Origin of the sequence: Halomonas sp. (genome assembly GCF_031581305.1) — a bacterium.
Classification (GTDB): Bacteria; Pseudomonadota; Gammaproteobacteria; order Pseudomonadales; family Halomonadaceae; genus Halomonas.
On sequence record NZ_JAVLBC010000009.1, the window covers coordinates 1 to 1,218 of the forward strand.

Below are 1,218 nucleotides of genomic sequence, written 5' to 3' on the forward strand. Positions count from 1 at the left end.
CCTGCACCTGGACCTGGAGGTGGGTGGCCTGCGGCTGTGGGGCTGGGTCGGGCTGCCGACCCACTCCCGGGCCCAGGCCGACCAGCAGTATTTTTTCGTCAACGGCCGCGTGGTGCGCGACCGCCTGGTCGCGCATGCCATCCGCCAGGCCTACCGCGACGTGCTCTTCCATGGCCGACACCCGGTGTTCGTACTCTACCTCGAGGTCGACCCCAAAGTGGTGGACGTCAACGTCCACCCCACCAAGCATGAGGTGAGATTCCGCGATGGGCGCATGGTCCACGACTTCCTGTTCTCGAGCCTGCACCGCGCGCTGGGTGAGGCCCGGCCCGGCGAGGGCGGCGAGCGCGACGATGCCCCCAGGGGGCCCGAGGCGGTGGACAGCGTGCGCGAGGCGGCGCCGGCCTGGCAGCAGCAGCCGATGTCGCTGCCCGGCCGCGAGGACGAGCGTGTCACCCCCAACCGGGTGCGGGCCTTTATGGAGGGCTACCGGGCGCTGCATCCTGAGCATGAGGAGACCCTGCTGACGCCACAGCCGGCGGCTCCTGCCCCTGGCGGCAGTGCCGCGGGCGTGGCCCTTGAGGAGCGTCGCGGCTCGTCGGCGACCCGGGCCCCGCGCCCAGCGATGCCCGAGGCGGATGCGACCCGCGCGCCGCCGCTCGGCTATGCGGTGGCCCAGCTGCACGGGGTCTACATCCTCTCGCAGACCGAGCGCGGCCTGGTGGTGGTGGATATGCACGCCGCCCACGAGCGCATCGTCTACGAGCGGATGAAGAACCAGGTCCATGGCGGCGCACTCCAGGCCCAGCCGCTGCTGGTGCCGGTATCACTGGCGGCGAGCCCCGCCGAGGTGGCCACCGCCGAGGCTGAGCATGATGCCTTCGCGCGCCTAGGCGTAGAGCTCGATGTGGCCGGTCCCGAGACCCTGCTGGTGCGCCAGGTGCCGGTGCTGCTCGCCGATGCCGACGTGGAGCCCCTGGTGCGTCACATGCTTGCCGACCTGGAGCGCTACGGGCGCTCCGACCGGGTCGAGGCGCGCATCAACGAGCTGTTGGCGACCATGGCCTGCCACGGCAGCGTGCGCGCCAATCGCCAGCTCGGCCTTGAGGAGATGAACGCCCTGTTGCGCGACATGGAGCGCACCGAGCGTAGCGGCCAGTGCAATCATGGCCGCCCCACCTGGACCGAGATGAGCATGAAGGAGCTGGACCGCCTCTT

The 1,218-nt window shown here is 70.9% G+C and carries 1 protein-coding gene; it reads left to right on the top strand.

What is annotated here, in order from left to right:
- A partial coding sequence (gene mutL, locus RI841_RS01760) for a DNA mismatch repair endonuclease MutL (protein WP_310703841.1) occupies positions 1-1,218 on the top strand: 1,218 nt, incomplete at both ends.